This window comes from Halomonas flagellata (assembly GCF_022487945.1).
Lineage (GTDB): Bacteria > Pseudomonadota > Gammaproteobacteria > Pseudomonadales > Halomonadaceae > Halomonas > Halomonas flagellata.
In genome coordinates this window covers 1-6,834 of sequence record NZ_JAKVPY010000052.1, presented here as the reverse complement: position 1 = coordinate 6,834, position 6,834 = coordinate 1, and the positions used below count along the sequence as shown (strand labels likewise).

Annotated in this window: 11 protein-coding genes; 10 read left to right on the top strand and 1 reads right to left on the bottom strand. The window is 64.4% G+C overall.

What is annotated here, in order from left to right:
- Together MKP05_RS20915 and MKP05_RS20910 are read left to right on the top strand one after the other, a co-directional pair.
- Positions 1–427, top strand: a 427-nt coding sequence (locus MKP05_RS20915; RefSeq protein WP_240570091.1) for an integrase domain-containing protein, incomplete at its 5' end; no start/stop codon positions are given.
- Positions 424–708 (top strand): hypothetical protein, encoded by a 285-nt coding sequence (locus MKP05_RS20910; protein ID WP_240570090.1) that lies wholly within the window; start codon positions 424–426, stop codon positions 706–708. The genes MKP05_RS20915 and MKP05_RS20910, both read left to right, overlap by 4 nt.
- A 332-nt stretch (positions 709–1,040) precedes the next feature.
- Here the strand turns inward: MKP05_RS20910 and MKP05_RS20905 are convergent, their stop codons facing one another.
- Entirely contained in the window at positions 1,041–1,271 is a 231-nt protein-coding gene (locus MKP05_RS20905) for an MbcA/ParS/Xre antitoxin family protein (protein ID WP_240570089.1), read from the bottom strand.
- A 266-nt stretch (positions 1,272–1,537) separates the two neighbouring features.
- Here MKP05_RS20905 and MKP05_RS20900 point away from each other — a divergent pair, with 266 nt between their 5' ends.
- The 8 genes from MKP05_RS20900 to MKP05_RS20870 all read left to right on the top strand — a co-directional run.
- The gene (locus MKP05_RS20900) at positions 1,538–2,479 is read left to right on the top strand and encodes a DNA-binding protein (protein WP_240570088.1); all 942 of its coding nucleotides are present in this window, start codon (positions 1,538–1,540) and stop codon (positions 2,477–2,479) included.
- A 950-nt stretch (positions 2,480–3,429) separates the two neighbouring features.
- Complete coding sequence (locus MKP05_RS20895) at positions 3,430–3,861, top strand: helix-turn-helix domain-containing protein (RefSeq protein ID WP_240570087.1); 432 nt, start codon at positions 3,430–3,432, stop codon at positions 3,859–3,861.
- A 9-nt stretch (positions 3,862–3,870) separates the two neighbouring features.
- Positions 3,871–4,014, top strand: coding sequence for a DUF4160 domain-containing protein (locus MKP05_RS22000; RefSeq protein WP_369127985.1), 144 nt, complete (start codon positions 3,871–3,873; stop codon positions 4,012–4,014).
- Positions 3,995–4,270 carry a DUF2442 domain-containing protein gene (locus tag MKP05_RS20890; protein WP_240570086.1) on the top strand — a complete coding sequence of 92 codons (276 nt, stop codon included), beginning with the start codon at positions 3,995–3,997 and terminating at the stop codon, positions 4,268–4,270. Before MKP05_RS22000 ends, MKP05_RS20890 begins: the two co-directional genes overlap by 20 nt.
- A 167-nt stretch (positions 4,271–4,437) precedes the next feature.
- Complete coding sequence (locus tag MKP05_RS20885; protein WP_240570085.1) at positions 4,438–4,833, top strand: hypothetical protein; 396 nt, start codon at positions 4,438–4,440, stop codon at positions 4,831–4,833.
- Positions 4,834–4,882: 49 nt separating this feature from the next.
- The gene (gene relB / locus MKP05_RS20880) at positions 4,883–5,071 is read left to right on the top strand and encodes a type II toxin-antitoxin system RelB family antitoxin (RefSeq protein WP_240570084.1); all 189 of its coding nucleotides are present in this window, start codon (positions 4,883–4,885) and stop codon (positions 5,069–5,071) included.
- Positions 5,058–5,333, top strand: coding sequence for a type II toxin-antitoxin system RelE/ParE family toxin (locus tag MKP05_RS20875; protein ID WP_240570083.1), 276 nt, complete (start codon positions 5,058–5,060; stop codon positions 5,331–5,333). The genes relB and MKP05_RS20875 overlap by 14 nt, the downstream gene beginning before the upstream one ends.
- An 892-nt stretch (positions 5,334–6,225) precedes the next feature.
- Positions 6,226–6,834 (top strand): integrase domain-containing protein (locus MKP05_RS20870; RefSeq protein ID WP_240570082.1); only part of this gene is annotated, 609 nt, incomplete at its 3' end.

Sequence of the window (6,834 nt, the reverse complement as noted above, 5' to 3'; positions counted from 1 at the left end):
CGAGGCCCAGGCGCGAGGCGTTATCAGCGTGACGGACGGCACCAAGGGCGGGCGACCTCGCGAGGTGCCGCTGAACCCACAAGACGCCGAGCACGCCGCTCGTCAGCTCGCCGCCCTGGAGCGAGCTGCCGCCGCGCAGGGCGCGGCCCGGGCGGTCATGCCCCCCCACCAGAACTGGAAGACCTGGTCTGAAAACGGGCTCCGGCAGGTTCGCGAGACGCTGCAACAGTACGGTATCAGCCGCCTCCACGATCTACGCAGCGCCTATGCCTGCGAACGCTATCAGCAGCTCACCGGTCACGCCGCTCCTTGCCTCGGCGGGGGCGCCCCCCGCGCCGCCGATCGCGCGGCCCGTCAGCAGATCGCCCAGGAGCTGGGCCACGGCAGAACCGGCGTCACCAATTCCTATCTCGGAGCGCACCCATGAACCACCCGCTCATCGACCGTCAGCTCGATCACCGGCTGAAGCTGTACGCCGCCAAGGGCGGCAAGGTATCACGCCGCGCAACGGTCCGCCGCGTCCGCGCCTTCATCGAATTCTGCCAGCGACCCGCCGCGCAGATCGGACGCCGCCAGGTCCACGAATTTTTCGAGCAACGCAGCTTTTCGCCGGCGACGCGCAGAGACTACCACCGCGCGATTTGCCTGCTGTGGCGTCTTCTCGGTCGCAGTGGAGAACCACCACGGCCCCGCAGCCCGATGGCCTAGAATGTTATCGTCAAGCTCACTTTCTACCAGTGACTCGATGTTCTGAGGAAGACTCCCATGTCGATGGAATACGATGCGAAAGGCCGCAAGATTCTTCGCTCCCGAACGCGCTCAGGGCGCCTCGTAACCCTGGGAACAGCCAGCATCAAAGACCAACCGTTCGCATCCAAGGAAAAGGTCCGCGAGACCCTCAAAGCGGCAAACGCAGCATCCAGATCAACCATACGTAGGCATCGTGCGGAGCTACTCGACCAGGACTGATGGCCCCATCGTCACCCTGAGAGGCCAAAATGGCTGCGTCGGGTGTTCCGCATACGGAACACTTGGTGGGCTCATGTATAGACCCCGTGGTCGATTCGCATGATCAGATCGAGGACCTGTTGAACATCCTCTTCCATCACGTCGACAGGGCGCCTCCACCCCAGCCCCATGGCCTCCTGGTGCAGCCAGTCCCTTGCCGCAGACCGGTCACCATCGAACATTGCGATGGCCGCTCGCCACACCTCGACGTCAGCTGAAGAAGAATCCGATCCCCCTCCAGTGGCCTCCGGTTGTTTTCTCATTGCGGCTTCCTCCAGCAAGGCCATAAGGCTTGGTATCGCTCAGATCAGATTAGGTGATCGCGATTCTTCGTGATACTGGCCGGCGCCTTGAAGGTTCTGCCGAACCACTCAACTCCCCGCTACGGCGGGGTTTTTCGTGCCTGGACACCCCAAACACGCCCCGCTGCCGAGAAATTTCGGAGAGTGCCTGTATTTTGTATTGTATTTCGTACCATATAACGTATAATATGAAATACGATATACGATACGGACAAAGGGGATACGATATGGCACGCACCGGGATCACCTACGAGCAGGTCGCCACCGCCGCCGACGCCCTGGTGGGGCAGGGCGAGAAGCCCAGCATCCAGCGCATCCGCGAGCATCTGGGCACCGGCAGCCCCAACACCATCCACCGCCACCTCAAGGCGTGGCGGGCCACCCAGGCGCCGGCCGAGCGCCGCGCCGCCCGCCTGCCCGACGAGCTGACCGCCGCCCTGGCCGAGGAACTGGAACGCCAAGCCGCCGCGGCCCGCGCCGACGCCGAAGCCGAGGCCCTGGAGGCGCAGCACACCGCCGACGAACTGGCCGCCACCGGCGAGCAGCTGGAGGAGCAGGTCGAGGAGCTGAGCGCCCAGGTGGAGGCCCTGGAGAGCGAGCGGGACCGGGTGACCGGCGAGCGCGACGAGGCGCGCAGCGCCCTGGCCGAGTTCCGCGAGCGGGTGCGGGAGCTGGAAGCCCAGCGAGACGACGCCCGGCAGCAGCTGGCCGAGGCCCGCAACCGGGTGACGACCCTCGAGGAGCAGCGCGACGAGGAGCGAACGGCTCGGATCGACGCGCAGCGCGAGGCGAAGCAGGCCGACGAAAAGCGCATCGAGGCCGAGCGCGCCCTGGCCGTGGCCGAGACCCGTACCGAGGCCGCCCAGCAGCAGGCCGAGGAGCGGGCCAAGGCGCTCCAGGAGGAGCGGCAGGCTCGCCAACAGGATGCCCAGGGGCACCGCCAGGCCCTGGGCGAACAGCGCGACGAGTACCGCGAGCGCCTGGCCGCCGTGGAGAAGCAGCTCCAGGACGCTCAGAAACGCGCCCAGGCGGCCGAACAGGCCCGGACTAAGGCCGAGGTACGGGGTGAGGCCCTAGCGGCCCGCCTGGGCGCCCTGGAGGGCGAAAAGGCAGATCGTCAACGGCGTGGCGAGGAACAGCCGGGCCTGCCATTCGGTGAGTCTGACTGACCCTCGTGGAAGGGGCGGCCACCCTCTCTGGGGGCCGAAAATCAGGATTACGCGGCTTATCTTGACGGTTTTTCGGGAGGCTCCAGTGCTCTCATTAATGCCTCCCAGACCTGATCACCCCTGGCCCGTAGGGCCAGTCGTCGGCTACGCCGCCGCTAACGCGCTCCGCTTGTTCGGCACGCCCCTCGCCGCACGCCCGGGGTCGCTCGTTCCTCGCTCCCACCTGGGCGCACGTCTCGTGCCGCACCTTGGGTGTCATAGTGTCAGATTTTTTTTACCTCACCCCCCCTAGAAACCCGTTTAACCGGGGAGGCGTAAATGCCTCCCTTCCTGCCGAACAAGGGGTTTTGTATCCGCGAGGTGATGGAATCCAATTGCCAGCGCGGCGTGCTTTAGCGGCCACGCGTGAAAGAGGCAGCGCGGGCGCGTAGCGCCCTGCACGCTGCCGCACAACCGCGCCTTTGGCGCGCCATAGTTAGGCGGCCGAAGGCCGGGCGGAGGGAGCGCAGCGACCGGAGGGTAGGCGGGCGCGATAGCGCCGAAAAGCGGGCTGCACCGTGGTTGCCACCTCCGGAGGATAGATCTTAGAGGGGTTAAAATGAGGATCGTTTATAAACAATGACTTATGAGAACAGGGTGCACACTCTAGAGAGTGCAGGGGTGCACACCCTAGAGTGTGCAGGTTATGTGCATATCGCACACTTGGAAGTGCGGTATGCACATGGTAAAAGGGTGCGGTATGCACCCTGTGAGGTGCATACCGCACTTTATGTGATGCAGGGGTGAACAAGGTGGTGGAGCACAGGAAGCAGGCGGTGGGTAGAGCACCAGCACCACAGCAAAAGCATCGGACATGGGTCCAGACTGAAAGAGCGGCTCACGAGGCGTGGGGGCATCTAATTGCGTCGGCTCCTATGGCCGCACGGCTCGCGCATACGCTGGTCGCACACATGGGAGACGGCAATGCTGTCGTCGCCAGCCAGGGCACTCTCGGCGAGCTCATGGCTCGCCCTGGAGAGCGACCAGTACACCGCAACACCGTGCGGAAGGCGATTCAGAAGCTCGAAGCCGAGCGCTGGATTGAAGTCGTGCAGATCGGCGGCAAGGGTGGTGCGCTGGCTTACGTCATCAACGACCGGGTTGCATGGGGTCAGCCCCGCGAAAGGCTCAGATATAGCCGTTTCAGTGCACAGGTCATTGCGTCTGAGAGTGAACAACAGCAGTCACTCGAGCATCGCCCGCCATTGCGGCAGATCCCAACGCTGATGCGCGGCGAGGAGCAGATTCCACACGGGCCGAACGACGACCCGCCTAGTCAGGGCCTCATCGAGGGGCTCGAGCCAGACTTGCCGGCTCGCGACCCAGACAACCACGTAGAATGAGGAGGACCGATGCCGACACTCTTTCGCGAAGGCCCCTGCCGGTTCTTCTTCTACAGCGACGAGAGCGATCCACGTGAGCCGCCACACGTCCATGTGAGAGCCGGCGACCAGGTCGAGTTTCTGGAGGCATGGCATGCGCACTTTGAATCTTGAATCCGACCCGCTCGCTGTTGACGTGAGCTTCACCGCCGACACCTTCCGCGTCACGCTGGACGATGGCCGCGAGCTGTCGATCCCGCTGGCCTGGTTCCCCCGGCTGCTGCACGGCACACTGGAGCAGCGCGAGCAGTGGGAGCTGATCGGCCGCGGCGAAGGACTCCATTGGGAAGCCTTGGATGAGGACATCTCTATTGCCGGTCTGTTGGCTGGGCGGGGCGACCAGACGCGACGCCGCCAGGCAGTTGCCTGACTCTTTGCCTCCGGCCTTCCCATCAGCCAGGGCCTCTTGAAGGACAGCCAAATCTCACTGCCGCTATACTCCCAGGTGTTACACCCTCTCCAGCTAAAAATGTGACACCTTGATACATGCCCGAGCTGAATTTGTCAGATGCCGCCAGGCTGTACGGAAAGAGCCGCATGACGATCCATCGTCACTGCCGATCAGGCCGCATCACGTCTAGGCTCAGCGACGATGGGCAGCGCTTGATCGACCTCTCTGAACTGATCCGCGCCTACGGCGAGCCGCCGAGCGATGTTACACCCGATACACCCCCTGAGCCGTCTCCGCGATACACCTCTCGAGACACCTCATCGAGCGAGCGTGACGATCTTCTGCTGCGCGAGCTCCGGGCACTCCGTGAGCAGGTCGTTCAGCTCCAGGAGGAGGTACGCGAGCTCCGGCGTCTACCGGCACCGGGGCAGCTCCAGGAGGATCTTGAGAGAGCATTACCAGCAGAGACCGGGCCTCAGCGGGCAGGCGGACAGATCACCGGGTTTGGTGACCTGTTGCGCCGCTTCGAGGCCAAGCACTGACACTGTCACCACGTTACACTGGGGGCATAGTCACCCAGGAGGGCGCCCCATGAGCACCCCACTCGATCCGATCATCAGCGAGTTCGAGACCCAGGAGCAGGCGGACAGCTACGACCGCTGGTTTCGTGAGCGAATCCGCAAGAGCCTGGAGGACCCCCGGCCCTCGATCCCCCATGACGACGTAATGGCTGAGATGCGCGAGCTGATCGCCACCAAGCGCCGCCATGCTGCCGGTTGACTGGCGCCCCCAGGCGCGCCAGTCGCTATGGGCCATCCTCGACTACCTCGGTGACCGCAACCCCTACGCCGCCGAGACGCTCTACCGGACCATCGAAGAGACCGCCGAGGCGTTGCCTCAGCACCCCTACCTCTACCGCCCTGGTCGTGTCGCCGGGACACGAGAAGCCGTCGTGCACCCTAACTACCTGGTGATCTACCGCGTCGCGATCGACCACATCGCCATCGTCGATGTGCTGCACGCTCGCCAGGAATACCCCTAGCCATACAAACAGAGATTCGGCTATTGCCAGCTGAGAATCGGCGCGATATTCTCCAATGTAATGTCACGCTGTGGCAGACCAAAAGGTAGCGCTGGCCTTTCCAAACAATCAGCATTTTTCCCCGCAGTACCACGCCCTCCGGGCGTTTCCCACCCGCGCTTCCGGGCTTCTATGTCACCGGCATAGGCGCGCCGTATAGCTGGGTACCGGCCTCGCGCCGGTGTTGCTATTTGCTCTGCTGTCCTACTCCCTCGCCACCTCCAGCGCCTGGCGGCTGCTCGAGGTCTCTCCGCTGGAGTCTCTCTCCCAGCACGGCTCGTGTCTTCGAGCTGCTCCTCCGTGCGTGATTCACGTCATCTTCGCTTGCTGCCGCCGATTCTGCCGGCCTGCACAAGCCACGCGCGCGCCCCTGCTTGAGGCAGTGGGCTCCCGGCCGTCGTCAGGTGGGTAAACCCACCTGACGACGGCCCTCCCACCCCCGGCACCCGCCGGAAAGCCCCGCACCATGGGGCGTGTCACGATTTTCGTCGAGCGACAGCGATGACGAAAACCGACGTCGATGTCCCCTCGGGACATCGACGCTGCTGGTTTGGGCACCCCCTGGGCAGGGGTGGCGGTTCTCCGCTAGGCCGGAGCTGCACGGCGCCGATAGGCGGCCGTGCGGCGCGGGAGTGGCATCCCCATAGCACCCCCACAACCACATCGTTCAAGCCCACGGAGCGGCCTACGAGCCGCACCACACCGCCCCCTCAGGATCGGCGAGCGTCCTCAACGTCTCGCGTAAAACTCACCACCCGCTGCTGCGCGGCGACAGCTTCGCAGGGCAACGAATTCCGCCAGAGGGGCAACCAGCATGAGCAAGAGTCGAAATTTCGGGTTGGGGTCACGGGATATGAGTAAAGCAGCCAAATTTGCAGCAAATAACGCGGTTCACGACGGCGCGATGGGGTTCAAGCATGCCGCCGGGATTGCGCGGGAATTCGCGCAATTCTCAGCGTTCTCTCGTGACAACGGCGTCCGGCAGATGGAGCACATCACTCGCGATTTGGTCATTCGCTACGGCGAGCAGCTCGCCGATCGCGTCAGCAACCACGAGATCGGCCAGGGCCACGCCCAGAATGCCGTATCCGCCATCAACAGCGTGATGCGGCTGGCTACCCAGGGCGAGTGGAAGTCGGTCAGTCCCACGAAGGAATGTGGGATCGATCAGCGCAACGCAATCCGCGAGACCCCGCCCACGGGGCTCGACAGGGCCCCGCTGGAACGCGGCATGGCCGCACTCAGCGAGCGAGGCGCGGCCGTCGCCGAGCTCGCCCGCGAGTTCGGCCTGCGCTCGAAAGAATCCTCTCTTTTCGATGCGCGGGCCGCGCTGCGCGAGGCCCAGGCGCGAGGCGTTATCAGCGTGACGGACGGCACCAAGGGCGGGCGACCTCGCGAGGTGCCGCTGAACCCACAAGACGCCGAGCACGCCGCTCGTCAGCTCGCCGCCCTGGAGCGAGCT

Bases quoted from the DNA above. Each gene is read 5' to 3' on its own strand.
- MKP05_RS20910 (WP_240570090.1), top strand. From the start codon at position 424: ATGAACCACCCGCTCATCGACCGTCAGCTCGATCACCGGCTGAAGCTG.
- MKP05_RS20905 (WP_240570089.1), bottom strand. From the start codon at position 1,271: ATGAGAAAACAACCGGAGGCCACTGGAGGGGGATCGGATTCTTCTTCA.
- MKP05_RS20900 (WP_240570088.1), top strand. From the start codon at position 1,538: ATGGCACGCACCGGGATCACCTACGAGCAGGTCGCCACCGCCGCCGAC.
- MKP05_RS20895 (WP_240570087.1), top strand. From the start codon at position 3,430: ATGGGAGACGGCAATGCTGTCGTCGCCAGCCAGGGCACTCTCGGCGAG.
- MKP05_RS22000 (WP_369127985.1), top strand. From the start codon at position 3,871: ATGCCGACACTCTTTCGCGAAGGCCCCTGCCGGTTCTTCTTCTACAGC.
- MKP05_RS20890 (WP_240570086.1), top strand. From the start codon at position 3,995: ATGCGCACTTTGAATCTTGAATCCGACCCGCTCGCTGTTGACGTGAGC.
- MKP05_RS20885 (WP_240570085.1), top strand. From the start codon at position 4,438: ATGACGATCCATCGTCACTGCCGATCAGGCCGCATCACGTCTAGGCTC.
- relB (WP_240570084.1), top strand. From the start codon at position 4,883: ATGAGCACCCCACTCGATCCGATCATCAGCGAGTTCGAGACCCAGGAG.
- MKP05_RS20875 (WP_240570083.1), top strand. From the start codon at position 5,058: ATGCTGCCGGTTGACTGGCGCCCCCAGGCGCGCCAGTCGCTATGGGCC.